The sequence below is a fragment of the Burkholderia sp. Ed8 genome, from assembly GCF_040761425.1.
GTDB lineage: Bacteria > Pseudomonadota > Gammaproteobacteria > Burkholderiales > Burkholderiaceae > Burkholderia > Burkholderia seminalis.
Window position 1 is genome coordinate 283,352 of sequence record NZ_CP142889.1, and the last position, 24,360, is coordinate 307,711.

A 24,360-nucleotide genomic window follows, 5' to 3' on the forward strand; every position below is an offset into this window, starting at 1 on the left:
CGGCGACGGCATGGGCCTTGCTGAAAGGTACGGGCAGGCTTTTCCATGACCGCATCACCACCAGGGAGACAACACCATGGAGTCAGTATTGGAATCGATGTGCGTCGCGCGGCGCGTGCTCGCTTGCGCGGCTGTCGCGATCGTTGCGGCCGCGCCGGCCGCATGGGCCCAGAACACGCAGCGTCCGGACGAAGGAACGGGCGCACCGAATCCGTCGATGGACATGTCGACGCCAGACACCAACGGCAATACGGCCGCGCCGCCTCCGCCCGCCAGCCCGAAGCGGCACGGCGCGAAGCACGGCATGCCGTCGCACAGCGGGGCGGCAGGCCACGTGAAGCCGGGTGGCGGCCCCAACGGTGCGGGTGCGGGCGGCAGCGGTGCCGCGGGGGGCGGTGTCGGTGGCGGTACGGGCGCGGGCAACGGCGGCTCGCCGGGGTCGACGGGCTCGGGCGGCGGCGGGGCCGGCGGCGCGGGTTCGAGCGGATATTGAGGCGGTAATCGACGGTGTCGTGCCGGCGCGGCCGGCACGGCGCGATGGCGGCGCGGTTTCCAGGACCGGCGCACCGCCACCACGCAGGAGGACATCATGCAATCGAATTCCCGGATTTTGCTGGAGAACGAAGAGATCGACGGCGACGCGATCGACGCGGACGATCTCGACACGACGGTCCAGGTCGATGTCGAAACGGGCCGGATCATGTTCCATGCGGCATGGGCGCTCACGCCCGAAGCGCCGCCCGAGGCTGCGCGGCATGCGGTCGTGCTCGCACTCGACTGCGACACGATGGAGCGTTACGCGGATCTCGACGACGGCGCACGGATGCGCGTGCACGCGATGCTGCACGAGGCCGTGCAGCAGACGCTCGACCAGTTGCCCGACACCGACGAGCACCTGACGCTGACGGTCGAACTGACCGACGCGATGCTCGACGCCGCGCGACATCTGCAGTAGCCGTGGCGGATCGGCCTGCCGCATCGGATTACATCCCGTTGAAATCTTTGCAGCCGGTACGTGGCGACGTCGAATGGCCGGCCGCACGCACGCGCGCGGCGGCCTTCGCGTGATTGCGGGGTGGTTCCCCGGCCGGCACGCCGATTGCGGCGCAATCGACGCGGCACGACGTGTGCCGCCATTCCGACGGAGGCATTCATGAGCGGCAGGCTGGATCATTGCAGGGTGGCCATTCTCGCGGTCGACGGTTTCGAGGAAGCCGAACTCGTCGAGCCGCAGCGCGCGCTCGCGGCCGAAGGCGCGCAGGTCGACGTGATTTCGCAGCAGCGCGGCGAGATCCAGGGTTTCCGACACGTCGACAAGGGCGAGCGCGTGAAGGTCGACCGCACGTTCGACGAAGCGCGCGAAGGCGACTACGACGCGGTCGTGCTGCCCGGCGGCGTGGTGAACGGCGACGCGATCCGGATGCTGCCGGCCGCGCGTGAATTCGTGACGGCGGCCGTCGGCGCCGGCAAGCCGATCGCGGCGATCTGCCACGGCGGCTGGCTGCTCGTGTCGGCCGAACTCGTCGAGGGCCGCACGATGACGAGCTGGCCGAGCCTGCAGGACGATATCCGGCACGCGGGCGGCAAGTGGGTCGACGAGGAGGTGGTGCGCGACGGCAACCTGATCACGAGCCGCAAGCCGGCCGACCTTCCCGCGTTCAACGGCGCATTGGTCGATCGCCTCGCGGCGCGGGGCGCATAGCGCGATGCCGGCCGATTCCGCCCGCCAAGTGACGCTGACCGCCGCGCCGCCCGTGTTCGACGGGGCGGCGCTGCAGTTGCGTTTCGTCGTCGAGGTCGATGGCACGCCGCAGACCTGGGCGATCACGGTCGAAGCGCTGGAAGATCATTTCGGCGCGCGCTCCGCGCTGGAGGCCGACCTGCGCGACGCGTTCGAACGCGGCCGTGCGCGCATCGAGGCGGCATGTGCGGACCTGCTGGCGAACGGCAATGAGGGTGATGTCGTGCTGCACAGCGGGTATTTCCGGGCGCCGGCGGGCCGCGCGCGGGCAGGGCTGTTCCCTTCCGGGCGGCGCTGACCCGCGTGCCGTTCCCGTGCCGGGGTTCGGGCGCACCCGGCCCGCCGGCCTTACACGCGATTGAAAACTTTCCAGCCCGGCGTGCCCGCCGTCCGGTGCCACATCGCGCGGCAGGCACGCCGCCCGGACATCGATCGCCTCACGCCGGCTGGCACGGACCCTGCATGTTCATCCCGTTGCCGGCGCACGATGCGCGCCGCACGCCGATGCGGCGCCGGGAGCGCGTCGCGCGCAGCCGTCAACGGGGAAACGAGCATGCTGACCGCCCATGAATTTGCCGCGCTGTTCCTGGCGCATCACGCGCCGGAACAGATCCAGATCGATCGCGACGACATCGTCGCCCTCGTCGAACAACACCTGATCGTGATGCAGCACGACGACGCGTCGGGCGAGCACCGTCCCGCGCTGACGGCCGACGGGCTGTCGGTGCTGCGCAGCGTGCAGCGGCATGACGCGGCCGAATCCGGCGCGATCGGCCTGAGCGACACCGCCGACGCGTAATGTTTCGCGCTTGCGCGCTGCGCGCGCCGCTCACCGCGCAATCGCCACGGCCGCGTTGACCCGCACGACGGGCGCCGGGCCGTCGTGCGGCGGAGCATGCAGGAAGCGGTCGATCACGCCGGCTTCGAACAGCAGACAGTACGTCGACCCGCCGAACTGGAAATAACCGATCTCGTCGCCCTTGTCGACGCGCTGCCCCGGCACGACCTCGATCACGCACGACGACACGTCGCCCATCCCGACGAACACGGCCGCCACGGTGCCGATACCGGGGTCGTCGCAGGAAAAGGCGACCACCGCACGCGCGGCGACGGACGTCATGTAGCCTTGCGAATCGTTGAGTCCGGCAGGATCCGGGCCTTCGGCTTCGGCGACCGAGTAGTAGGCGCCGTCGACCCGGTAAGCATGCGTGACGACACCACGCACCGGCGCATGCCAGCGATGGTAGTTGTAGGCGCTGAGATAGGCCTGGTAGACGTCGCCGCCGACGAAGCGTTCGGCCAGCGACAGCCGCGCGGGCGTGAAGAGATCGCGCAGCGAATACGGCTGCGCCTTGATCCAGAACGTGTCGCGCAGCTTCACGTGCGTTTCGGTGTGATACGGCGCGGCCTCGCACGCGCTGACGATCACGTGCGGATCGTCGGGCGCCGCGACCGGCCGCGTGCCGTCGCGAAAGCGTCGCGTGAAGAAATCGTTCCACGAATCGAACCCCCAGTGCGGCTGGTCGTCGCGATACCGGAATTGCGACAGGCCGAGGCGCTCGTACGCTTCGTCGCAGAACCAGCCGTCGGGCGCCGACGTGTCGAGATGCGCGCGCGAGTGCGGGCCGCCGAGGAAGTCGCACCACACGGTCAGCATGCGCTTCAGGTGGGCGTTGACGGTCTGGTCGCGAAACACCGCGTGGCCGGACGGCATGCACATCGGCCAGTCCAGGAACGCATTGATCGGGCAGACGATCAGGCTCGCTTCGCTGAACGGCGGTGTGTAGGTCATCAGGTGGTCGAGCACCGTCATCAGTTCGCCGATCGACGCATAGCCCAGCCGGCGGCCCGATTCGACCGCTTCGTCGATCGCGCGGGTCAGGCCCATGCGCAACACCGCGTGATCGTCGAACAGCCGCGCGAGGTCCTGCACGGCCGGCGTGCGCAGGCGGTCGCCGGCATGCGCGTGCGCTTGCGCCGCGACTTTCTCGCGGAACGCGGCCATATGAGCCTCTTCGCGCGCCATCCAGTCGCCGAGCCGGCGGCGCGTGGCGGGCGGCGGGTTGGAATGGGTGGACATTGTCTCCTCCGGACGTCGGTTCGCGTGAAGCGCAGCAAGATGCCTGCCCGGCGGCGGCACCGGAATTGCGACGCTCGTTCGACGACTGTTTCATGACACGGGAGAGCAAGATGAACACGACTTCGAAGGCACGACAAACGAAGGAGGCCGAGGCGACCGACACGCGCCGCGGCGGCGGACAGCATACGGTGACGCCGACGCGCCCGCGGGTGCGTGCCACCCGGGCCGCGCCGCGCGATGCGCGACGGCCGACGGAGCACGACGCGAGCGGGCCGGTGGCGGCGCACGACGGCCACGGCGAGGACAAGCCGTTATGGGAAGACGACCGCGGGGCGATGCCGCCGGAAGAAGGGTCGTGAGGCCGTTATCGCGCAGCGGCCGCCGCACGGCGGGGCCGGCGCTCGGTCGTTGATGCGGACGATCGTGTGCTGCCGGCGCGCGGCACGCGCCGGCAGGGTGAATCGGCTTCAGCGTCCGGCACGCGCCGCAACGAGCACCGCGACCGGCAACCCGCTCAGGCAGCGCTCGAGCGCCAGCACGCCGTCCGTCGCATCGATCTCGGCGCGCCCGTCGAGCCAGTCCGTCCACGGCCCTTCCATCGCGCGCGGCAGCACGACCGCCGTATCGCCCCACCGCGCGGGTTCCACGCGCGGCAAGCCGGGCGTTTCGCCCAGCAACCGGCACGCGAGCCGCGTCGCGATCACCACCACGGCGGCCGTGTCGTCGCACCGCGCGAACGCGATCGCGTGACGTGCGAGCCTGCCGCGCACGCGCAGCGGCACGTACGCGCCCTCCGCGAAGGTCGCCGGCCAGCGCGCACGCAGCGCGAGCATCCGCTCGACCAGCGCCCGCTTCACGCGCGCATCGGGCCACGCCGGCAGGTACGACGCGACCGGTCCGTCAACGCGCTCGGCCGCCAGCGTGGCGAACGGCACGTCGCGCCGGTTGTCCGGATCGACGAGCGAGTGATCCCAGGATTCGGTGCCTTGGTACAGGTCCGGCACGCCGGGCGACGCGATCCGCAGCGCCGTCTGCGTCAGGCTATTGACGACACCGGCCGGCGCGATCCGCGCGACGAACGCATGCAGCCGGTGCGCGAAATCGCCGGGGCCGCGCGGCGTCAGGATCGCGCGGACGAACGCGTCGCAGTCCCGTTCGTAGCGCTGCTCGGGCGCCAGCCAGTCGGTATGCCGCTTCGCTTCGCGCAGCGCCTTCGTCTGCCACTGCGCGACGCGTGCGGCGAGCGCGTCGAGACCGGCCGCATCGTCGGGGGCGAGTGCGGGCGGCCAGCAACCGACGAGCGTCTGATACAGCATCGCCTCGGCGGCCGGCCCCGGCGCCCACGCGAGGTCGCGATGCGCGCGGCCGCGGTGCGGCAGGTTCAGCGCCGACCAGTCGAGCGACACCGCGCGCCACGCATCGGGCAGCTCGCTGAGCACCGCGAGCCGCGCCCGCGTGTCCTCGCCGCGCTTGTGGTCGTGCGTGGCCGTCGCGACGAGCCCGTGCGGCACGGTGCGCGCGCGGCGCCGGTTGCGCGCATGGAACGCGCCGCGCGACAGGCTGAAGTCGCCGGCATCGGCGCCGACCTCGTTGCGCGACAGCAGCCGGCCGTAGCGGTAGTGGGCCGTATCCTCGACGCCTTTCGCGGCGAGTGGCGCGGTGAGCTGCGCGAACGCGATGCGCGCCGCATGGCGCTCGGCCGGCGCCGCCCGCGGCACGCGCACGACCGGCAAGCCCAGCCATGCGGCGACCCGGTCGAGCGCGAACCGGTCGGCCGGCTCGACGGCTGCCCGCGCGCTTTCGTAGGCTTGCGCGAGCACGCGGAGATCGGTGTCGGCCAGCCCGTTGCGCGGTGACGGATAGGTGCGGTACACGGGCAGCCGCACCGCGAGTTCGCCAAGTACGCGCTGAATCGCGATCCGGCTGACGTCCCGCGTCGCGGGCGACGCGCGTGCGACGCCGTGCAGCAGCCGCGCGACCCGCGCATGCTCGGCGGCGAGCTGGCGCATCAGCACGCGCCGCTTGCCGTCGAGCACCTCTTGCGCGAACGTGCGCGATGCGCCCGACACGGCGGCCCAGTGCGCGGCGAGCGGCTCGGCGCCGGCGGGGTCGTGCAGCAGCGCGCCGACATCGTTCATGAAGTCGTAGCCGGTCGTGCCGGCGACGGGCCAGTCGGCGGGCAGCGCCTCGCCGGGCGCGAGGATCTTCTCGACGACGACGTACGGCGGTGCCCGACGCTGAGTGGCGAGTCGCGCATCCAGCCGCCGGCAGTACGCCGGCGGATCGGCGAGGCCGTCGACGTGATCGACGCGCAAGCCGTCGACAAGCCCCGCCGCATGCAGGCGCAGCGGCAGCGCATGCACGGCGTCGAATACCGCGTCGTCGTCGACGCGGACGGCCGCGAGCGTCGCGATGTCGAAGAAGCGCCGCCAGTTCAGTTCGTCGGCAGCCGTGCGCCACCACGCGAGCCGGTAGTGCTGGCGTTCGAGCACCTGGTGCAGGCGGATGCGCGAACGCGCGAGGCGCGGGTCGGCCCCGCGCAGCACCGCGTCGAACGCGTGCGGGCCGTGCGCGGCCGCATGATCGCGCAGCGCCGCATGCGCGGCGGCCAGCCGCGCGCTGTCGCGCGCCGGCGCGGCGTCGAAGCGTTCGGCGAGGGCGTTCAGGTCCGCGCGGTTCGCGAGGCGCAGGATCTCCGCATACGTGGCGGCGGCCACCGGCAGCCGCCGTCCGGGGCATGCGACGAAGAAACGTCCGGCGGCCGGGTCGACGCCGAGCGTGATGTCGCCGGCTGCGAGCGCGTCGGCATAGGGCACGCCGAGGCACGGCAGCAGCACCTTGCCGTCGAGGTCTGGATCGGGCGGGTGCCAGTCGATATCGAAGTAGTGCGCGTACGGGCTCGCCGGTCCCCATTCGAGCACGTCGTTCCACCAGCCGTTCGACGATCCGCCGACGCCCATGTGGTTCGGCACGATGTCGACGATCACGCCGAGGCCCCGTGCGCGCAGCGCGTCGACGAGCCGGACGAAACCGGCTTCGCCGCCGAGTTCGGGATTGAGCACGCCGTAGTCGACGGTGTCGTAGCCGTGCCGCGAGCCCGGCTCGGCCGTCGCGACCGGCGACAGGTACAGGTGGCTCACGCCGAGCCGCGCGAAGTAGTCGGCGTGCGCGGCGGCGTCGTCGAACGTGAAGCCCGCATGAAGCTGCAGCCGCAGCGTCGCACGCGGTGTCATGCGCCGCGCCTCGGTGAACGGCGCGCGTGTACGATGGCCGCGATGCGTTCGCGCACGTCGGCGTCGACCAGCGTGTCGATCGTGCGCGGCAGCCGCTGCCGCCAGTTCGGATGGCCGCACGGCGGCCCCGGCAGGTTCGGCTGCGCGTCGAGCGCGAGCAGATCCTCGAGCGGCACGATCGCGAGCGGCGACGGGCCGTGCGCGACGTACGCGAGGATCGCGCTCACCGGCGGCGCGGCGGCGGGCGGCACGGCGGTGCCGGCCGGTGCACAGCCGGCTTGCTGCATCGCGTGCCACAGCGCTGCGCGCTCGGTCGCGCGTGCCGCATGCGCGGCAGCGAGGCCGGGGGGCGGGACGGAAGGCGGGGCGGGAGGCAGCAAGGCGTCGCCGCTTTCCGGCGGCTGCACGGTGTCATGCCCGGACGGCGCGCTTTGCACGATCTCGTCGGCATCGTGCGCGCTGGCGTCGTCCGGCGCGGGGGCGGCCACCTCGCCCCTGGCAGGCGCCTCCGTTTCGCTGCGCGCCTTCGCGGCGTCGGCCGCGGCCTGTCGCCACGCCAGGTCGACCCCGCGCCACCAGCCGCCAACGGTCGGCAGATCGTGCGTCGACGTCGTCGCGATGGCGTCGCGGTCCCAGGCGGACGGCGGCCGGAATGCGCCGCCTGCGTCGCGCTCGAACCACAGCACGCGCATGCCCGCGATGCCCTGTGCGCCGAGTCGTTCGCGGAATCCGGCCGGCACGGTGCCGAGATCCTCGCCGATCGCGATCGCGCGATGGCGGGCCGCCTCGAGCGCGACGAGCCGCACGAGATCGTCCAGCGGATAGCGCAGGTAGGCGCCGTCGCGCGGCGAGCCGCCGTCCGGGACGATCCACATCCGCGCGAAGCCGAGCACGTGATCGATGCGGATGCCGCCCGCGTGCGCGAAGGCGGCGCGCAACAGGTCGACGAACGGCGCGAAGCCGTCGGCGCGCAGCGCGGCGGGCGTCCACGTCGTCACGCCCCACGCCTGGCCGGCCGCGTTGAACAGGTCGGGCGGCGCGCCGAGCGACACGCCGCGCAGCAGCGCCGTGCCGTGCGCCCACGCGTCGCTGCCCGCGCGATCGGAGCCGACCGCGAGATCGGCGATCAGCCCGGTCGCCATGCCCGCGCCGCGCGCGGCGTGCTGCGCGTCGCCGAGCGCGCGCGATGCGCACCATTGCAGGAACGTGTGGAACGCGATCGTGTCGGCATGCTCGTGCGCGAACGCCTCGACTTCCGCGGATCCCGGCATGCGCCACGGCGCCGGCCACTGGCGCCAGTCCGCGCCGATCCCGTGCTCGATGCAGAACGCCTGCAGCGCATCGAAGCGCGCATGCGCGTCGAGCGCCGCGCCGCCCGCCGCGCGAAACCGCTGGTACGTGTCGCGCGACGGGTCGTTGCCGGCGCGCCACGCGTCGAAGCACGCGCGCAGGCGCCGCAGCTTCATCGGCAGCACGCGCGGCCAGTCGATCAGCGGCGCATCGGCCGGGCCGGTGGGCACATGGTGCGCGCCATCGGCGCCCGGCACCGCGTCGCAGTCGAGATACGCGACGTTGTGCCAGCGCCGCGACGACGGCGAATACGGGCTGTCATGCGCGGGGAGTGCCGGATAACCGGCGTGCGTCGGGCTGATTGCGACGGCCTGCGCGCCGTGGCGCGCGACCTGCGCGACCAGTTGCGCGAGGGCCGTGTAATCGCCCGCGCCATCGTCGCCGCCGCGGCGCAGGCTGTAGAGCTGGGCCGCGATGCCCCAGCGGCCGCCCGTGTCGTGCGCGTGCGCCAGGGTGTCGAACGGGCGCGCCCGCTGCGGCGCGATCGCGAGCCCGATGCGCTGCTCGCCGATGTCGAGCGCGTGATAGCCGGGCATCGAAAGGGGCGGCAGCAAGCCGTGCTCGCCGGCACCGCCGACGCGGCCGTCGACGTGCCCGCCGGTCTCGAACGAGATCCGGAAGCGCGCGCCGGGCGGCGCGAGCGTCGCGGGCAGGGCGAGCGCCAGCCCGGCGTCGCCGGTCACGAGGCGCGGCGGCGCCGCGTTCCCGTCGGCGAGTGCCGCCGCGCTGTCGACCCGCTGGGCCGCGGTGCCGCACGGCCAGCCGAGCGCATCGACGAGCGCGGCGAGCGCGACGTCGTCCACCCGCCGCGCGACGCCGCCGGCGTCGGTCCAGTCGGTTTCGAGGCCGGCCGCGTGTGCGAGTACCGCGATCGAGACGTCGGTCGTCATGATCCTCCCAGTCCGTTCGCGCGGTGATGCCGCGCATCGTGGTTGACCGCGCCGTCGCGCCACGCGATGCAGGCCCGTGGCGGCATCCGCAAGTCGCGCAGCCGGTCGCGGGCGCGCGGCGGCGTCTCGAACACGAGCTTGCCGACCGGCAGCGCGGGCAGCACCGCATCGTGCGGGCCGAGGTTCAGCGCGATCGTCAGCGTGCTGCCGTCGCCGAGCCGCCAGCGCGCGACGAGTGCCTGCGGCTCGTCGTCGCCCGCGAGCAGGTCGACGCCGAGCACGTGCGCGCCGGGCAGATGCGGCGCCACGAGCGCCATGCGCACGGCCAGCGCGCTGCGGTAGAAGCGCTGCCAGGCGGCCGCGTCGGCCCAGGAGTCGTCGGGCGGGTGGTGCAGCGACGACCGGACGAAGGTCGCGATGTCGTTCGGATCGGGAATCCGGTCGCGATGCGCGGGATCGGCGAACGCGGGAAACGCCGCGAATTCGCGGCGCCGGCCTTCGCGCACGGCATCGGCAAGCGCGCCGCGATAGTCGGTGAAGAACTGGAACGGCTGCGTGCTGCCGTCTTCCTCGCCCATGAACAGCAGCGGGATCGGCGGCGCGAGCAGCATCAGCGCGGTGACCGCGCGTACCGCGTCGTCGTTCGCGAGCGCGCGCAGGCGTTCGCCGAACGCGCGGTTGCCGATCTGGTCGTGGTTCTGCAGGAACGTGACGAACGCGGTGGGCGGCAGGTGCGCGCTCGGCTCGCCGCGCGCGGCGCCGTCGTGCAGCGGCGACGGCTCGCCCTGGTACGCGAACCCTTCGGCGAGCGTGCGGGCGAAATGGCGCAGCGGCGCGTCGGCGTACGCGCGGTAATAACCGTCGCGCTCGCCGGTCAGCAGCACGTGCGCGCTGTTGTGGAAGTCGTCGTTCCACTGCGCGTCGAACCCGCCGGGGCCGAGCAGGCTCGCCGCGTTGCGCTCGTTCTCGAGCACCAGATGGATGTGGCGTGCGTTGCCCGCGTACGCGCGCACGCGGCGCGCGAGTTCGCGCAGCCACGCATCGTCGTCGATCGCGTGCGCGGCGTCGATGCGCAAGCCGTCGACGCGAAATTCGTCGAGCCAGTACAGCGCGTTGTCGATGAAGAACGCGCTCGTCTGCGGGCACGAGAAGTCGATCGCCGGCCCCCATGCGGTCTGCCGGTCCGCGCGGAAGAAGGCGGGCGCGTAGCGCGGCAGCAGGTTGCCCTCGGGGCCGAAATGGTTGTACACGACGTCGAGGAACACCTGCAGACCGAGCCCGTGCGCGGTATCGACGAGCGCCTTCAGTTCCTCGGGCCGCCCGTACGACGTGTCGGGTGCGAACGGCAGCACGCCGTCGTAGCCCCAGTTGCGCGCGCCGGGAAACGCGTTGACGGGCATCAGCTCGACCGCGGTCACGCCCAGCGCGGCGATCGACGGCAGCCGCCGTTCGACGCTCGCATAACCGCCGCAGGCGCCGACGTGCAGTTCGTACAGCACCGTCTCGTGCCACGGGCGGCCGCGCCATGCATCGTGGCGCCAGCGATAGGCGCCCGGATCGACGACCTGGCTCGGGCCGTCCACGCCGCCGGGCTGGAAGCGCGACGCGGGATCCGGCACGACGAGACCGCCGTCGAGCCGGTAGCGATACAGCGCGCCGGGGCCGCACGGCGCGACCGTCTCGAACCAGCCGTCGCCGACGGGTGTCATCGGGATCACCTGCTCGCTGTCGTCGTGCAGCTCGACGGCGGCTGCACGGCTCGCGGGCGCCCACAGCCTGAAGCGCGTGTGGCCGGCATCGATGCAGGTGGCGCCGAACGACGAGTCGAATGCATGCGTGCCGGACGGGCCGGCGGAACGGGTTGTCATGGCGATCCTCACGAAGGCGGGTCGAGCGGCACGGCCGCGACCGCGATCGCGGCCGCATGCGCGGCGACGTCGAGACCGTCGGCCGGCCAGGTGCGCGGGCCGGCGTCGGGCGTGGCCGTATCGACCAGCACGCGATACTCGAGCACCGGTGCGGGCGGCACGAACACGATCGTCTCGGACGACGCGTTCAGCATCACGAGCAACGCCTCGGTGCGCCCGGTGCGGCCCGTGCCGACCCGCCGCATCGTCAGCGCGCGGCGCTCGCGGTCCTGCCACGCGGGGACGGTCAGCGCATCGCCGTGCTCGTCGAACCAGCCGATCTCGGCCATCCCCGGCGCGCCGTCGCGATCGCCGGACGGATAGCCCGGCGCCGACATCACCGGGTACATGCGCCGCAGCGCGGCGAGCCGCGACACGAAGCGCATCAGCGTCACGGCTTCGTCGCCGCGCGCGAGATCCCAGTCGAGCCACGACAGTTCGTTGTCCTGGCAATACGCGTTGTTGTTGCCGTGCTGCGTGCGGCCGAATTCGTCGCCGGCCACCAGCATCGGCGTGCCGAGCGCGGTGAACAGCGTCGCGAGCATCGAGCGCGCGACGCGCGAGCGTACCGCGCGAATCGCCGCATCGTCGGTCGGCCCCTCGACGCCCCAGTTCGCGCTGCAGTTGTCGTCGCGGCCGTCGCGGTTGTCCTCGCCGTTCGCGTCGTTGTGCTTGGCCGAGTACGACACGAGATCGGCGAGCGTGAAGCCGTCGTGCGCGGTGATGAAATTGACCGACGCCCACGTATGGCGCCGGTGGTGGTTGAACAGGTCGGCGGAGCCGGCGAGCCGCGCGGCGAGTTCCGGCCGCTGCCCCGCGTCGCCGCGCCAGAAGCGCCGCACGGTGTCGCGAAAGCGGTCGTTCCATTCGGCGAAGCCGGGCGGGTGGCGGCCGAGCTGGTAGCCGCCGGGGCCGAGATCCCACGGTTCGGTGATCAGCTTGCGTTGCGAGAGCACCGGGTCCTGCCGCAATGCGTCGAAGAATCCCGCGCCGGGATCGAAGCCGTGCGCCTCGCGGCCGAGCGTGACACCGAGATCGAAGCGGAAGCCGTCGATGTTGAACGCGGTGGCCCAGTAGCGCAGCGAGTCCATCACCATCTGCAGCACGCGCGGATGCGACAGGTTCAGCGTGTTGCCGCAGCCCGTCTCGTCGACATGAAACCGCTGGTCGCCCGGCACGAGCCGGTAGTAGCTCGCGTTGTCGAGGCCGCGCCACGACAGCGTCGGGCCGAGCTGGTTGCCTTCGGCGGTGTGGTTGTAGACGACGTCGAGCACGACCTCGATGCCGGCCGCATGCAACTGGCGGATCGCGATGCGCATCTCGTCGAGCCGCCGCGTCGCGAGATACGCGGGCTCCGGCGCGAAGAACGCGGCCGTGTCGTAGCCCCAGTAGTTGCGCAGCCCGCGGTTCACGAGCGCGCGCTGCTGCAGGAACGCGTGGATCGGCAGCAGTTCGACCGTCGTCACGCCGATCGACAGCAGATGATCGACGAACGCCGGATGCGCGAACGCCGAAAACGTGCCGCGCTCGGGCACGCGCAACCCGGCGCGCCGCATCGACGCGCCGCGCACGTGCGTCTCGTAGATCACGGTGTTGCGCCATGGCACGCGCGGGCGCCGGTCGGTGCTCCAGTCGAATGCCTCGTCCACCACCACGCATTTCGGCATCGCGGGCGCCGAATCGCGGCGGTCCAGCGACAGGTCCGCGCGGTTCGAATGCACACGATAGCCGAACAGCGCGTCCGACCAGCGGAACTGGCCGACCAGCTTGCGTGCGTACGGGTCGAGCAGCAGCTTGGTCGGGTTGAAGCGGTGACCATGCTGCGGCTGGTACGGGCCGTCCGCGCGAAACCCGTACACGGTGCCCGGATGGGCGTTGGGCAGGTAGCCGTGCCACACCTCGTCGGTGCATTCGGGCAGGTCGAGGCGCGCGAGTTCCTTGCGGCCGGTCGGATCGAACACGCACAGCTGGATGCGCTGCGCGTGGGCGGAAAACACCGCGAAGTTGGTCCCGAGGCCGTCCCAGGTCGCACCGAGCGGATAGGCGCGGCCGGCTTCGAGGCGGGCGGGCAGGGCGGTCGGCATGGGGCGAATCTCCGAGTCGAGGGAGCGGGAAATCACGCGGGGGTCAGCCACAGCGTCGCGAGCGGCGGCAAGCGCAGGGTCGCCGACCACGCCTCGCCATGGGCGGGCACGGCCTCGGCCCACACGGCGCCGTCGTTGCCGGCGTTGGTGCCGCCGTACGGCGCGGCATCGGTGTTCATCAGTTCGCGCCAGTGGCCGGGGGCGGGCAGCCCGAGGCGGTAGCCGGCGCGCGGCACGGGCGTGAAGTTGCAGACGGCGACCACCAGGTGCCCGGCGTCGTCGCGGCGCGCGAACGCGAACACGCTGTTGTCGCGGTCGTCGCCGATCAGCCAGGCGAAGCCGGCCGCGTGGCAGTCGAGCGCATGCAGCGCCGGTTCGGCGGCGTAGGTCCGGTTCAGGTCGCGCACGAGCCGCTGCACGCCGCGATGGGCCGGCGCGTCGAGCAGGTCCCAGTGCGGCGTCGCATCGTGCGCGAACTCCGCCCATTGCGCGAATTCGCTGCCCATGAACAGCAGCTTCTTGCCCGGATGCGCCCACATGAAGCCGAAGTACGCGCGCAGCGTCGCGAGCCGCTGCCATGCGTCGCCCGGCATCTTCGCGACGAGCGAGCCCTTGCCGTGCACGACCTCGTCGTGCGACAGCGGCAGCACGAAGCGCTCCGAGAACGCGTAGACGAGCCCGAACGTCATCCGGTCGTGGTGATGGCGGCGGTGGATCGGGTCTTCGTGCAGGTACGCGAGCGTGTCGTGCATCCACCCCATGTTCCATTTGAAGTCGAAGCCGAGCCCGCCGTCGCGCGTCGGCGCGGTGACGCCCGGCCACGCGGTCGATTCCTCCGCGATGGTGACGACGCCGCCCGGCGCGGCCGCGCCGTGCAGCGTGTCGTTCAACTGGCGCAGGAACGCGACCGATTCGAGGTTCTCGCGGCCGCCGTACCGGTTCGGCACCCATTCGCCTTCCTTGCGCGAATAGTCGCGGTACAGCATCGACGCGACCGCGTCGACGCGGATGCCGTCGACGTGGTAGCGGCGCGCCCACGCGAGCGCCGACGCGACGAGGAACGCGCCGACTTCGGCACGCCCGACGTTGAACACGCAGGTGTGCCAGTCGGGATGCAGCCCTTCGCGCGGATCGGCATGCTCGTACAGCGCGCTGCCGTCGAACTGCGCGAGGCCGTGCGGATCGTCCGGGAAGTGCGCGGGCACCCAGTCGACGATCACGCCGATGCCGGCCGCGTGCGCGCGGTCGACGAACCGCGCGAAGCCGTCGACTGGCCCGAAGCGCGCGGACGGCGCGAACTGCGCGAGCGGCTGGTAGCCCCACGATCCGCCGAACGGGTATTCGGCGATCGGCATGAATTCGACGTGCGTGAAGCCCATCCCCTGCACGTAAGGAATCAGCCGCTCGGCGAGCTCGTCCCACGTCGCGCTGCGATTCATCTCCTCGGGCACGCGCTGCCACGACTCCGGATGCACCTCGTAGATCGACCACGGCACGCGGTAGCGGTCGGCGCGCGGCCGCGCGTGCATCCAGCCGTCGTCGTGCCACGCGAACGCGTCGAGCGCCGCGACGTCGGCGACGACGGACGCCGTGCGCGGCGGCGCTTCGGTCGCGCGCGCGCACGGATCGGCCTTGTGCGGCAGCACGCGCCCGTCGGCCGCGCGCAGCTCGTACTTGTAGCACTCGCCCGCGCCGATGCCGGGCACGAACAGCTCCCACACGCCCGACGGCCGGCGCAGCCGCATCGGATGGCGGCGGCCGTCCCACGCGTTGAAGTCGCCGACCACCGACACACGCTGCGCGTTGGGCGCCCAGACCGCGAAGCGCACGCCGTCGATGCCGTCGATCCGTGCGGGCGTCGCGCCGAGGCAGTCGAGCACGGCGGCCGGGTCGCCGGACGAGAGGCGCGCCAGTGCGGCCTCGTCGAGCAGCGTGCCGAACGCGTACGCGTCGTCGATCACCTGCCGCGCGTCCGGCCAGTCGATCGCGAGCCGGTAGTGAGTCGCGCCGCCGTTGCGTGGGATGGTTCCCGCGAAGCAGCCTGCGCGATCGACGCACGCGAGCGTCGCGAGTTCGTCGCCGTCCGGCGCCAGCGCACGCACGCGTTCGGCGCCGGGCAGCAGCGCGCGCACGACGGTCCGGTCGGCCTGCCCGTGCGGGCCGAGGCACGCGAACGGATCGGGATGGCGGCCGGCGAGCAGCGCATCGATATCGGTGCGGTCGAACAACGTATCGGTCATCGCGTGTCTCCGTCGTCGTCGGGTGGGCCGCCGTCGCCGAGCAGGCGTTCGACGAGCGCCGCGAGCCCGCCGACCGGCACGCTCAGCCAGTCCGGCCGGTTCGCGGCTTCGTAGCACAGCTCGTACGACGCCTTGTCGATCAGGAACAGCGCGAGCAGGCGGTCGGCATAGCGCGGATCGACGAAGCGCGCGGGAGCGAGATCGGCGGCCGTGCGATAGCAGTCGACGAAGCGGTCGGCGGCCGCCTGTCCGAAGCGGTCGAACAGCGCACGCTTGCGGCCGGCCGCCTGCGGCGGCGCCTTCTCGATCGCGAACTGCGCGGTCGCGCTCACGTACGACAGCGAACGCAGCAGGCCGGCGACGTCGCGCAGCGGATGCGATTTCGCGCGGCGGTGCGCGAGCGGGCGCGCCGGTTCGCCCTCGAAGTCGATCAGCAGCGCGTCGCCCTGGACGTCGAGCACCTGGCCGAGATGGAAATCGCCGTGAATCCGCAGGCATTGCGCGTCGAGCGTGCGCGGCACGAGGTCGCCGAGCGCCTGCACGGCGGCGTCGCGCGACGCGAGCAGCGTGTCGGCCGTCGCGCGCATCGCGGGGTCGAGCGTATCGAGCCGCGTGCGCAGCACGTCGAGCGCGCGCTCGAACGACGCGATCGCGTCCGCGCACCAGCCGTCGACGTGGTCGGGCGTGGCATGCTCCGGTGCGAACGCGGGGTCGCCGGACGGCTGTGCGAGCGCGACGTGCAACTGGCCGAGCCGCGTGCCGATGATGCCCGCGAACGCCGCGTAGCCGAGCAGCGCATCGGGTGCTTCGTCCGCGTCGGCCGTTTCTTCGTCGTCCGCGGCCGGCAGCGCGAGTTCGTCGACCGCCCGCCGCAGGAAGTCGAACGACCGTGTCCACGCGTCGCCCTGGTTGTCGACGTAGCGTTGCAGGATCGCGACCGTGTGCGGCGTGCCGTCCGGATCGACGTGCACGACTTCGCCCGCGAGCGTCGCGGTGTTCGCATAGCCGATGCGCGTCAGATGCCGGCTCATTTCCGCTTCCGGGTGGATGCCGTGCGCGACCTTGCGCACCAGCTTCAGCACGATCGCGTCGCCGATCACGAGCGAGCTGTTGCTCTGCTCGGCCGCAAGCCAGCGGATGTCCGCGTCGTCGCCGGGATCGAGCGCCGCGAGCGCCTCCTCCGGCAGGAACGCGAGCCGGCCACCGTCGGCGGTCGGCACCGTCGCGCCGTCGCGCAGCTTGCGCAGCATCCCGCGCGCGAACGCCGGCAGCGCGAACGCATCGGTCAGGTACCCGACCGTATGGCCGCGCCGCACGCGCGCCAGTGCCAACTGCGCGAACAGCGGCTGCGAGGTCTCGCCGCCCCATGCGGTGGCGAGCGGCACGACGTAGCGTTCGACGCCGCCGTCGCTGGCCGACACCCACGCCTCCGCATACTGGAACGGCTCGTCCGGCATCGGCGTGACGACATTCAGCCACGCGTCGCCGATCGCGCGATCCTTCGACGCGAACCAGCGCCGCCGCGCGAGCCAGGACGCGAGCGCGTCGTGCGCGAGCGCGTGCAGCTGCGCGACGTCCGGCCGCGTTTCGCCGCGCCGCATCACGAGCGTCACGTATTCGGGCAGCGGCTCCGCGTGCGGCTGCCGCCACGACGGTTCGCGGCCGTGCTCGGCGAGCACGAACCACAGGAACCCGTACGGCGGAAAGGTGAGGAGATACGGGAGCTGACCGATCGGCGGAAACGGCGAATCGGACGTCATCTCGATCGGCACGCGGCCCGCGAATTCGGACAGGTCGAGCTCGACGGCCTGCGACGCGCGCGACAGGTTGGCGACGCACAGCACCGGCTCGTGGCCGTCCAGCTCGCGCAGGTACGCGAGTACCTTGCGGTTTTCCGGCCGCAGGAAGCGGATCGTGCCGCGCCCGAACGCCTGCGAGGCGCGGCGGGTCGCGAGAATGCGCCGCGTCCAGTTCAGCAGCGAATGCGGGTCGCGCGTCTGCGCCTCGACGTTGATCGCGTCGTAGCCGTACAGCGAGCCCATGACCGGCGGCAGCACGAGCAGCTCGGGGTCGGCGCGCGAGAAGCCGCCGTTGCGGTCCGACGACCATTGCATCGGCGTGCGCACGCCGTCGCGGTCGCCGAGGTGGATGTTGTCGCCCATCCCGAGCTCGTCGCCGTAGTAGATCACCGGCGTGCCGGGCATCGACAGCAGCAGCGAGTTGATCAGCTCGATGCGGCGCCGGTCGCGCTCCATCAGCGGCGCGAGCCGGCGCCGGATGCCGAGGTTCAGCCGCGCGCGCCGGTCGCTCGCATAGGTCTGCCACAGCAGGTCGCGCTCCGAATCGGTGACCATCTCGAGCGTCAGTTCGTCGTGGTTGCGCAGGAACACGGCCCACTGGTTGCTCGGCGCGAGCGCCGGCGTCTGTCGCATGATGTCGACGATCGGGAAGCGGTCCTCGCTCGCGATCGACATGTAGATGCGCGGCATCAGCGGAAAGTGGAACGCCATGTGGCATTCGTCCTCGTTGCCGAAATACTCCTGCACGTCCTCCGGCCACTGGTTCGCTTCCGCGAGCAGCATCCGGTTCGGGTATTCGGCGTCGATCGTCGCGCGGATCCGCTTCAGGATCGCGTGCGTCTCGGGCAGGTTCTCGTTGTTCGTGCCTTCGCGCTCGACCAGGTACGGCACCGCGTCGAGCCGCAGCCCGTCGATGCCGAGGTCGAGCCAGAAGCGCATCACCTGGATCACTTCGCGCACCACGGCCGGGTTGTCGAAGTTCAGGTCGGGCTGGTGCGAGTAGAAGCGATGCCAGTAGTACTGGCCGGCCACCGGGTCGTGCGTCCAGTTCGACGTTTCGGTGTCGAGGAAGATGATCCGCGTGCCCGCGTATTTCGTGTCGGTGTCGGACCACACGTAGTAGTCGCGATGCGCGGAGCCCGGCTTCGCGCGGCGCGCGCGCTGGAACCACGGATGCTGATCCGACGTGTGGTTGATCACGAGCTCGGCGATCACGCGAATGCCGCGCGCATGCGCTTCGCGGATGAAGCGCCGCACGTCGGCGAGCGTGCCGTAGTCGGGATGCACGTCGCGGTAGTCGGCGATGTCGTAGCCGTCGTCGCGGCGCGGCGACGGGTAGAACGGCAGCAGCCAGATCGTGTCGACGCCCAGTTCGGCGATGTAGTCGAGCTTCGCGATCAGGCCGGGGAAATCGCCGATGCCGTCGTTGTTCGAGTCGTAGAACGACTTCACGTGCACCTGGTAGATGATCGCGTCCTTGTACCACAGCGGATCGTCCGTGCAGAGCGCGGGGGCGCGGCGGCGCGCGCGACGCCGGCGCGGCGTGCCGGCCGGCGCGAGCGACGGGAATTGCGCGCGGCGCACGTCGTCGAGGGAATCTTCGCGTTTCATCATCCATGGGCTCCCGAGGAGGGGCGGGCGACGTCCGGTGCGGGCGCCGCCGCCCGCGCGGCGTCCGGCGACGGCGCGAGCCGCCAGATTGCGTAGGGCCGCACGTGCGGATCGAGCGACACGTACTGGCGATGCCCGCGCCACGTTTGCGCGTGGGCGGCATCCTGTTCGAGCGCGTCGAGCGGTTCGCCGTCGGCGAGCCCGAAACCGCGCCACAGCGCGGCGTCGAGCGTGAAGTTCGCGGCCTGCGGATGCCACGGGTCGAGGCTGATCGCGACGACGACCACGCTGTCGAACGCCGGCGTCGCCTTCACGAACACGAGCACGTTGTCGTTGTCCGCCTCGACGAATGCGAGGCCCAGATGCGTCTGCAGCGCCGGGTGATCGCGCCGCGCGCGGTTCAGCCGCGTGATTTCCGTGCCGATGTGCGCGGCCTTGCTCCAGTCGCGTGCACGCAGTTCGTACTTCTCGGCGTTCGCGTATTCCTCGCTGTCCGGCAGCGGCGCCGACTCGCCGAGCTCGAAGCCCGAGTACATGCCCCACGAACCGGCCAGCGTCGCCGCGAGCGCCGCGCGGATCACGAACTGCGCGCGCGGCGCGTTCTGCAGGTGGCGCGGGTTGATGTCGGGCGTGTTGACGAAGAAGTTCGGCCGGAAGAATTCGCGCGCGGGGCCGGCCGTCAGCTCGGTCAGGTAGTCGATGAAGTCGCGCTTCGATTCGCGCCACGTGAAGTACGTGTACGACTGCGAGAAGCCGACCTTGGCGAGCCGGTACATCATTCCCGGCCGCGTGAACGCCTCGGACAGGAACACGACGTCCGGATGCCGGCCGCGCACGTCACCGATCATCCATGCCCAGAACGGCAGCGGCTTCGTGTGCGGGTTGTCGACGCGAAAGATCCGCACGCCCGCGTCGACCCAGAACAGCACCGCGTCGCGCAGCGCGAGCCACAGGGCCGGGAGCGCATCCGGTGCATAGAAGTCGGGGTTCACGATGTCCTGGTAGCGCTTCGGCGGATTCTCCGCGAAGCGCAGCGAACCGTCGGGGCGCCACGCGAACCAGCCGGGATGCTCGGCGAGCCACGGGTGATCGGGCGAGCACTGGATCGCGAAATCGAGCGCGATCTCGAGCCCGTGGTCGCGCGCGGCATCGACCAGCGCGCGAAACGACGCGAGCGTGCCGAGCTGCGGATGCACGGCCGTGTGGTCGCCGTCGGGCGAGCCGATCGCATACGGGCTGCCGACGTCGTCCGGGCCGGCGCTCAGGCTATTGTTGCGCCCCTTGCGCGCGGTCGTGCCGATCGGATGGATCGGCGGGAAGTACAGCACGTCGAACCCCATGTCGCGAATGCGCGGCAAGTGCGCGCGCACGTCGTCGAACGTGCCGTGCCGCCGCGGATCGTCGCTCGCCGAACGCGGAAACATCTCGTACCAGCTCGAAAAGCGTGCCTTGCGGCGTTCGACGTCGACCGGGTAGGCGGTGTCGTCGTGCGTGGCGAACGGGCGGTAGCGCAGCGCCGCGAATGCGTCGGCGAGCGGCGGCGCGGCGAGCAGCGCGCGTCGCGCATCGGGCGGCGCGTCCTTGAACTCGGCGACGAGGCGCTCCATCCGCGCGCGGGCGCGCGGGTCGACCGGATCGGCGAGCTTGAGCGCGGTCGAGAGCAGCAACTGCGCCTCGCGCAGTTCGAGCGTCACGTCCTGGCCGGCCGCGTGCTTCTTGGCGACGTCGTCGACGAGCGACGCCCAGTCGTCGCGCCAGGCGATCACGCGGAATTCATGCCGGCCGAGCCGGTCGAGCGCGACGCGCGCATGCCAGCGGTCGTTCGGCCCGGCTTCGAACGGGACTTCTCGCCACGCGTCGTCGCCGTCGGCGCGCCACTGGAGCGCGGCCGCGAGATGCGCGTGACCGTCGGTGAAGATCGACGCATGGACGACGAGCGACTCGCCGATCACGCGCTTGACCGCGAAGCGGCCGCCGTCGACCGACGGCTCGACGCGCTCGATCGCGATCCGGTCGGCCGCGAGCGCGGCCGACAACGCTTCGCGCTCGCGCGCGGCATCGGGGCGCGTCGTGACGGAGGGCGCCGGCCACGCGTGCAGCAACGCGTAGGCGCCGGGTTCGAGTGTCAACGGTGCGAGCGCGGCAGGCGGCTGCGTGTGCGCGCCCGCCTGCGTGGCGACACGCGTGAAGCCGCCGGGCACGCCGGGCAGGATCGTCGCGGGGTCGACCGTCGCCCGTGCGTCGAGAGCGGGATTCAGCGCGATCAGCAGCGCCGCGTCGTCGTGTTCGAGCGACGGGCCGGTGCCGCGCAGCAGCACCGTCGCGGCCGCGCCGGGCGCGCTTAGTTGCGCGATCTCGCCGCGGGCCGCCGCGACGGGCGTCGCACGCCGCCAAGCGTTCGCATCGGCGATCGCGCCCGACAGGTCGAAACGCCCGTGCTCGAACGCGGCGCGGTAGCGCCCGGCGTCGGCATCGCGCGCCATCAGCGGCACCGCGACGCCGCGCTCGAAGCCCATCGGCACCAGCCAGCCGGTGCCGACGGCCGCCGCCGTCCACAGCGCGCGGCGATATGCGCGGGCGACGGTGTCGTCCGGCGCGTCGGGCCAGTCGTCGGCGAGACGCGGGCCGTCCAGCGCGTCAGGGAACGCGATCGGCGAGCCGATGCGCCGCAGCAGCCGGTGCTCGTCCGCGAACCACGGCGCGTGCAGGTCCCACCAGCGTACCGACGAAAACACCGCGTCGAATCCGGCCGCCTCGAGCTGCGCGAGCGCGTCGCGCGCATGGCCGGGCACGCCCGCGAGCACCGCGACGTCGGGGCGGGCGCGGCGCAGCGCCGCGCGCCAGCCCGGCCACCAGTCGGCCGGCAGGTGATGCGGCGCGTCGATCAGGAAGCCGGCCGCGCCCGCATCGGCGAAGTTGGCGAGGTGCGCGCACCACCAGACGGCCAGCGCGTCGCGTACCGCTTCGTCGCCGCTGTTCGCGTGCGCGATATCGAGCGCATGCGCGGTGCCGCGCGGGTCGATCAGCGCATCGTCGTGCGTGCGCTCGACGTACCAGTCCGGATGCTCGGCGCGCAGCGGGTTGTCGCGCGCGATGCGGTCCGGCACGACTTCGAGCAGCAGGCGCAGCCCGTGGCCGTGCGCGAGCTGGGCGAGCCGCGAGAAGGTTTCGAGCGCGCTCGCGCGGGTCGCGAAGGCCTGCGCCGGCCGCCGGTAATCGGCCACGTGGCGCGGAAAGCCCGCGACGCTCGCGGCCCAGAACGCGCCAACGAGCACGTGATCGAAACCCATGCCCGCGATATGCGCGAACGTCCGCGACCACGCGTCGAGCGGTCCGACGAGGCGGGCGTCGCAGAAATAGAGGTGCGGAGCAAAAGTCGGCGTGGAGTCCATGGCGTGGCGCGGGGCGGGTGGCGGCAGTCGATGACGCTGGTGCCTCGCAACGCGCGTGCCTGCCCCGCGGTTTCCCCGCAGGCAAGGCGCGTGCGCGACGCCGGCCGGGGCCGGGACTGTCGTTTTTACATGACTGCCGGGCACGCGCATGCAGTTACATGCGCGGGATCGAGCGGATATCGGTGCTGTCGCCGCTGCCGCGATCGTCGTCCGCGGCGGGCAGCGGCACGCCCGGGTCATAGCGCACCACGGCACCGTGTTCGATGCGATGCGCGAACGGCGGCGGCGCATCGACGTCGTCGCCGAAGCGTGCGCGCACGAACGCGCGCAGCAGCGCCACGCGCGCGTCGCGGCCGTGCGCGCCGCAGGTCGACGGCCCGTCGACAAAGGTTGCGTCGCATTCCACGTCGTCGCCGTGGCGGGCGATCCGCAGGTCGTCGACGCGATCGAGCACCGTGCCCGCGTCGGCCCACGAGGTCGACGGCGCGAACGGCGCGTCGAGGTGCCGGAACGCGTCGCAGGCGGCCGTCACGACGACGGTCGGCGCGACGGCCGTGAAGCGCAGGGTGTCTTCGTCGTCCGCGCACAGCGCGCGGGCGCACCAGTAATCGAGATCCTTGCCGTCGAGGGCGTCGGTTTGCATGGGTCGCTCCGCCGAATCGAAAAAGGGCTCAGCGCGCAAGCAACGTGCCCGTCGCGGGTGTCGCGCGCATCCGCGCCACCAGCGGGTAGTGGTCGGACGCATGCCGCGCCCGCACGCTGCGATGCACGACCACGTCGACCAGCAGCTCGCCCGGGTGGATCCAGATCCGGTCCAGCGAGAACACCGGGCACACGGTCGGGAACGTGCGCGGCGCCGGCGCGCGCCGGAACCGCGTGGATGACCGGGCATGAGGCTTGCGCGCAAGTCCCGACGGGTGCGCGGCGATCATGTGGCGCGCATTTCTTGATCGATATCGCAGAGAAGGACAGGAGGCCACCGTGCAACATCAACAGGACGCACAGGTTCGCGACCCGTATCGCGGTCACGAGATCCTCGTCTGGGCGCGGCGCGATGAAAACGGCGCATGGCGCGACGAGGTGCAGGTATATGTCGGCGGCGCACGCATCGAGAGGGTCGCGCCGGAACCGGCCGGCCCGGAATGGCTGACCGAGCTCGAGGCGCTGCGCGCGGGCGTCGAGCGCGGCCGCTACCTGATCGACAAGCGTGTGGACGACGACTGACCGGCGGCGCTTGCGACGTCGTGCGCCGCGAGGGGATCCGCGGCGCGGACGCGATGAACATCGACGGCAAGAACGGCCTCGCATGCCTGACCCACATGCGGACGCTGCCGCGCGCGCGCGTGCTGCGGCCGTTGCAGGGGCTGCCGGTGGTGCGCGGCTGCTGCAGGCGTACCGCCCCATTGCCGATTCGCGCGATCTCGCGACGGCCGGTTCGACAACCTGGAGGATCCATACCGGCCGTTCCGCTGCCGGGCGATCATGAACTGTACGGACGTATGCCCGAAGGGGCTGAATCCGACCCGGGCGATTTCGGAGATCCGGACGATGCCGGTCAGGCGGACGGTGTGACGCGCGACGTCTGAATGCTTGCGTTCGAACTCATGAAAATAATGCGATCAGTCGTTGCAGAAAAGGTATTCGCGCCGTCCATCTGTCCATCCTGGAAGGCGGCATGGCGATGAAGCGCAATGGAGACGATTTCGATTGGTCGTAGTAGAAAATATTGTCGTCGCCGTACTCCAGTTCCCGAGGAACGGCATCGTTGATCGTGCGTACTGCAAAATACCGCTCCGCCAGCACATCCCCCGCCGGTCCTATCACTTGGAGCCGAATTTCGTCACCGTCACCAAAAGAGCGACGTGCCCCACACAGCTCGATTTTGTATTTTTCGCCACTGAATTCTTTTGTTCCTCCGTTAAGAGCCTGAGTATAGCTTTTGCACCCCTCATATGATTTTCGCAACGTAAGCGACGAAATCGCCAACGCCGAAACGAGCGAGAGCACGATTAAATTTTTTCGGGTGACCTGCA

General features: G+C 71.5%; 17 protein-coding genes and 2 pseudogenes. 8 read left to right on the forward strand and 11 right to left on the reverse strand.

Features of this window, described 5'->3' with window-relative positions; all coding sequences use genetic code 11:
- Positions 1-76: 76 nt before the first annotated feature.
- From VXM69_RS35555 to VXM69_RS35575, 5 genes are all read left to right on the forward strand, one after another.
- Positions 77-493 (forward strand): hypothetical protein, encoded by a 417-nt coding sequence (locus VXM69_RS35555; protein ID WP_226229551.1) that lies wholly within the window; start codon positions 77-79, stop codon positions 491-493.
- A gap of 96 nt (positions 494-589) precedes the next feature.
- Complete coding sequence (locus tag VXM69_RS35560) at positions 590-955, forward strand: DUF3022 domain-containing protein (protein ID WP_049029431.1); 366 nt, start codon at positions 590-592, stop codon at positions 953-955.
- Between the two features lie 198 nt (positions 956-1,153).
- Positions 1,154-1,702, forward strand: a complete 549-nt coding sequence (locus VXM69_RS35565) for a type 1 glutamine amidotransferase domain-containing protein (RefSeq protein WP_034189995.1) — start codon at positions 1,154-1,156, stop codon at positions 1,700-1,702.
- A gap of 4 nt (positions 1,703-1,706) precedes the next feature.
- On the forward strand, positions 1,707-2,039 hold the full coding sequence (locus tag VXM69_RS35570) for a DUF1488 domain-containing protein (RefSeq protein ID WP_124669530.1): 333 nt from the start codon (positions 1,707-1,709) through the stop codon (positions 2,037-2,039).
- Positions 2,040-2,294: 255 nt separating this feature from the next.
- Positions 2,295-2,540, forward strand: coding sequence for a hypothetical protein (locus tag VXM69_RS35575; RefSeq protein ID WP_034190091.1), 246 nt, complete (start codon positions 2,295-2,297; stop codon positions 2,538-2,540).
- A gap of 30 nt (positions 2,541-2,570) precedes the next feature.
- On the opposite strand, the gene VXM69_RS35580 is transcribed toward VXM69_RS35575, so the two are convergent.
- Positions 2,571-3,821: a phosphatidylserine decarboxylase family protein gene (locus VXM69_RS35580; protein ID WP_367190691.1), complete on the reverse strand. Its 1,251-nt coding sequence runs from the start codon at positions 3,819-3,821 to the stop codon at positions 2,571-2,573.
- Positions 3,822-3,931: 110 nt separating this feature from the next.
- On the opposite strand from VXM69_RS35580, the gene VXM69_RS35585 reads away from it, so the two are divergent.
- Positions 3,932-4,180: a hypothetical protein gene (locus tag VXM69_RS35585; protein ID WP_059561180.1), complete on the forward strand. Its 249-nt coding sequence runs from the start codon at positions 3,932-3,934 to the stop codon at positions 4,178-4,180.
- Positions 4,181-4,288: 108 nt separating this feature from the next.
- Here VXM69_RS35585 and treY read toward each other — a convergent pair whose 3' ends face one another.
- The 9 genes and pseudogenes from treY to VXM69_RS35630 all read right to left on the reverse strand — a co-directional run.
- Positions 4,289-7,054 carry a malto-oligosyltrehalose synthase gene (gene treY / locus VXM69_RS35590; protein WP_367190692.1) on the reverse strand — a complete coding sequence of 922 codons (2,766 nt, stop codon included), beginning with the start codon at positions 7,052-7,054 and terminating at the stop codon, positions 4,289-4,291.
- The gene (gene malQ, locus VXM69_RS35595; protein ID WP_367190693.1) at positions 7,051-9,294 is read right to left on the reverse strand and encodes a 4-alpha-glucanotransferase; all 2,244 of its coding nucleotides are present in this window, start codon (positions 9,292-9,294) and stop codon (positions 7,051-7,053) included. Before malQ ends, treY begins: the two co-directional genes overlap by 4 nt.
- A complete protein-coding gene (gene treZ, locus VXM69_RS35600) occupies positions 9,291-11,162 on the reverse strand; it encodes a malto-oligosyltrehalose trehalohydrolase (RefSeq protein ID WP_124669525.1) in 1,872 nt (623 codons plus the stop codon). Before treZ ends, malQ begins: the two co-directional genes overlap by 4 nt.
- A gap of 8 nt (positions 11,163-11,170) precedes the next feature.
- Positions 11,171-13,285, reverse strand: coding sequence for a glycogen debranching protein GlgX (gene glgX / locus VXM69_RS35605; protein ID WP_367190694.1), 2,115 nt, complete (start codon positions 13,283-13,285; stop codon positions 11,171-11,173).
- A 32-nt stretch (positions 13,286-13,317) separates the two neighbouring features.
- Positions 13,318-15,525, reverse strand: coding sequence for a 1,4-alpha-glucan branching protein GlgB (gene glgB, locus VXM69_RS35610; protein WP_367190695.1), 2,208 nt, complete (start codon positions 15,523-15,525; stop codon positions 13,318-13,320).
- On the reverse strand, positions 15,522-18,935 hold the full coding sequence (treS, locus tag VXM69_RS35615; RefSeq protein WP_059561372.1) for a maltose alpha-D-glucosyltransferase: 3,414 nt from the start codon (positions 18,933-18,935) through the stop codon (positions 15,522-15,524). Before treS ends, glgB begins: the two co-directional genes overlap by 4 nt.
- Entirely contained in the window at positions 18,935-22,327 is a 3,393-nt protein-coding gene (locus tag VXM69_RS35620) for a maltotransferase domain-containing protein (protein WP_367190696.1), read from the reverse strand. The genes treS and VXM69_RS35620 overlap by 1 nt, the downstream gene beginning before the upstream one ends.
- A gap of 154 nt (positions 22,328-22,481) precedes the next feature.
- Positions 22,482-22,970: a phage protein NinX family protein gene (locus tag VXM69_RS35625; RefSeq protein WP_069705760.1), complete on the reverse strand. Its 489-nt coding sequence runs from the start codon at positions 22,968-22,970 to the stop codon at positions 22,482-22,484.
- Positions 22,856-23,205: pseudogene (locus VXM69_RS35630) on the reverse strand (endonuclease); the annotation flags it as partial. The pseudogene VXM69_RS35630 and the gene VXM69_RS35625, both read right to left, overlap by 115 nt.
- A 103-nt stretch (positions 23,206-23,308) precedes the next feature.
- Between VXM69_RS35630 and VXM69_RS35635 the strand changes: the two are divergent.
- Entirely contained in the window at positions 23,309-23,551 is a 243-nt protein-coding gene (locus VXM69_RS35635) for a DUF6566 family protein (RefSeq protein ID WP_049035449.1), read from the forward strand.
- Between the two features lie 26 nt (positions 23,552-23,577).
- Positions 23,578-23,899 (forward strand): annotated as a pseudogene (locus tag VXM69_RS35640) (2Fe-2S iron-sulfur cluster-binding protein); the annotation flags it as partial.
- 30 nt (positions 23,900-23,929) lie between these two features.
- On the opposite strand, the gene VXM69_RS35645 reads toward VXM69_RS35640, so the two are convergent.
- Positions 23,930-24,334, reverse strand: a complete 405-nt coding sequence (locus VXM69_RS35645) for a hypothetical protein (RefSeq protein WP_124608231.1) — start codon at positions 24,332-24,334, stop codon at positions 23,930-23,932.
- Positions 24,335-24,360: the final 26 nt, after the last annotated feature.

What these genes read in the sequence shown, in the direction of transcription:
- VXM69_RS35555 (WP_226229551.1), top strand. Translation starts at nt 77, where the DNA reads ATGGAGTCAGTATTGGAATCGATGTGCGTCGCGCGGCGCGTGCTCGCT.
- treZ (WP_124669525.1), bottom strand. Translation starts at nt 11,162, where the DNA reads ATGACAACCCGTTCCGCCGGCCCGTCCGGCACGCATGCATTCGACTCG.
- VXM69_RS35625 (WP_069705760.1), bottom strand. Translation starts at nt 22,970, where the DNA reads ATGCAAACCGACGCCCTCGACGGCAAGGATCTCGATTACTGGTGCGCC.
- VXM69_RS35565 (WP_034189995.1), top strand. Translation starts at nt 1,154, where the DNA reads ATGAGCGGCAGGCTGGATCATTGCAGGGTGGCCATTCTCGCGGTCGAC.
- VXM69_RS35580 (WP_367190691.1), bottom strand. Translation starts at nt 3,821, where the DNA reads ATGTCCACCCATTCCAACCCGCCGCCCGCCACGCGCCGCCGGCTCGGC.
- VXM69_RS35560 (WP_049029431.1), top strand. Translation starts at nt 590, where the DNA reads ATGCAATCGAATTCCCGGATTTTGCTGGAGAACGAAGAGATCGACGGC.
- glgB (WP_367190695.1), bottom strand. Translation starts at nt 15,525, where the DNA reads ATGACCGATACGTTGTTCGACCGCACCGATATCGATGCGCTGCTCGCC.
- VXM69_RS35620 (WP_367190696.1), bottom strand. Translation starts at nt 22,327, where the DNA reads ATGGACTCCACGCCGACTTTTGCTCCGCACCTCTATTTCTGCGACGCC.
- glgX (WP_367190694.1), bottom strand. Translation starts at nt 13,285, where the DNA reads ATGCCGACCGCCCTGCCCGCCCGCCTCGAAGCCGGCCGCGCCTATCCG.
- VXM69_RS35570 (WP_124669530.1), top strand. Translation starts at nt 1,707, where the DNA reads ATGCCGGCCGATTCCGCCCGCCAAGTGACGCTGACCGCCGCGCCGCCC.
- treS (WP_059561372.1), bottom strand. Translation starts at nt 18,935, where the DNA reads ATGAAACGCGAAGATTCCCTCGACGACGTGCGCCGCGCGCAATTCCCG.
- treY (WP_367190692.1), bottom strand. Translation starts at nt 7,054, where the DNA reads ATGACACCGCGTGCGACGCTGCGGCTGCAGCTTCATGCGGGCTTCACG.
- malQ (WP_367190693.1), bottom strand. Translation starts at nt 9,294, where the DNA reads ATGACGACCGACGTCTCGATCGCGGTACTCGCACACGCGGCCGGCCTC.
- VXM69_RS35575 (WP_034190091.1), top strand. Translation starts at nt 2,295, where the DNA reads ATGCTGACCGCCCATGAATTTGCCGCGCTGTTCCTGGCGCATCACGCG.
- VXM69_RS35585 (WP_059561180.1), top strand. Translation starts at nt 3,932, where the DNA reads ATGAACACGACTTCGAAGGCACGACAAACGAAGGAGGCCGAGGCGACC.